The following is a 1,381-nucleotide window of genomic DNA, read 5'->3' as shown; positions in this document are numbered from 1 at the left end:
GTCGTGGAGCGTGAGCATGGCCCATCCTTTTGCGGCGAGGATTGCGGCTTCTCGCTGACGGGCTATCCGGCTTTCGCCGCGTGGACTGGCCGCGTGCGCGACGCCATCGGTTCTGGCCATCCGGTCCATCCCTACAGCATCGATCCGCACTCGGGCGCCTGAGGGGCTTACTTCCTGCCCTGCGGATGGATCGTCTCGCCACGCTTCAACATCGCCACAAAAGTCTCGATCTTCTTCTTGCGCCCGGCCTCGGTCTTCATGTTGTGGGTGCGGAAGGCGAGCGCGAAGCGGTTCTGCGCGCTGAGCTTTGCCAGCATCGCCTTCGCCGCCGGCTCGGCATCGATGGCAGCCTGCAGGTCATCGGGGATTTTCATCTCCTTGCCGCTGCCGTAGGCGCGCGCCCAGCGCCCGTCGGCCTTGGCCGCCTCGACCTGTTTCAGCCCATGCTCGGTCATGCGGCCCTTCTCGACCAGCCGCGCGACGTTGTCGATGTTGATCAGGCTCCAGATGCTCTTCCTGCCGCGCGGCGTGTAGCGCTGCAGGAAACTCTTGTCGTCCAGCCCCTTGCGCACCGCATCGATCCAGCCGAAGCACAGCACCACCTCGATGGCTTCCTTGGGCGTGATCGACTTCAGTCCCGACCCCGCCTTGTGCACCTTGATCCACACTTCGCTTTCCGTGGCGTGGTGCTTGCCGAGCCAGGCGTGGAAGCTGGCGGGATCCGGAAACTCGTGGACTTTGTCGGGATCGACTTTGACCGGCGCCATCAGTTGGCCTGCCTGTTCGGTGTCGCTCGCGCCATCATGTCCCCTGTCTTCACTGTCATCCCGCCTCCGGCATCATGCCCATCGTCATCGACCAGAATGGCACGAGTCGCTGTCAGTTTCCGGCAGCAAACTTGTCGGGCGCGTACGGCGTACCTTCGCGCCCCCTCGACCTGAACATTTTTCTCCCGGCCCCGCTGTAGAAAATCTCGGAATACCTGCCATGCTCGTGCTCGGGCACGCCATCTCGCTCCCGGGGGGAATACGACATGAAATCTCCGCTCCTCGCCCTTGCCTTTTTGCTGCCGACCATGGCCCTCGCCGAACCGATCGAAACCCGGAAAATCATCACCGCGGTGACCGGCGACTTCAATGGCGATGGCGCCGTCGACCTTGCCATGGTGGTCGAGACAGAGCCCGGCCATCCGATGGACGTTCACTTCTTCCTCCGGGACAAGGAGCACAATTACCTCAAGCCCGTTGAAATCGTGCACGGGCAGATCCTCGGCGAATGGAACAACTACGACCGCCCGGGCAACGAGAACTCCGACACCGAGCCGGAACTGACGATGCTGCCCAACGGCTCGATCAAATTCTACCTGCCGGCGATGGAGATC

Annotated in this window: 1 protein-coding gene and 1 pseudogene; one reads left to right on the top strand and one right to left on the bottom strand. The window is 62.7% G+C overall.

The window, feature by feature from the left end; genetic code table 11:
• Positions 1–167: 167 nt before the first annotated feature.
• Positions 168–767 (bottom strand): YdeI/OmpD-associated family protein, encoded by a 600-nt coding sequence (locus tag EN935_RS36070; RefSeq protein WP_127263827.1) that lies wholly within the window; start codon positions 765–767, stop codon positions 168–170.
• 266 nt (positions 768–1,033) lie between these two features.
• On the opposite strand from EN935_RS36070, the pseudogene EN935_RS36065 reads away from it, so the two are divergent.
• Positions 1,034–1,381, top strand: a pseudogene (locus EN935_RS36065) (hypothetical protein); the annotation flags it as partial.

Origin of the sequence: Mesorhizobium sp. M7D.F.Ca.US.004.03.1.1 (assembly GCF_003998635.1) — a bacterium.
Taxonomy (GTDB): Bacteria; Pseudomonadota; Alphaproteobacteria; order Rhizobiales; family Rhizobiaceae; genus Mesorhizobium; species Mesorhizobium loti.
Note: the sequence above shows the minus strand (reverse complement) of the source record. Positions and strands in the feature narration are given on the sequence as shown.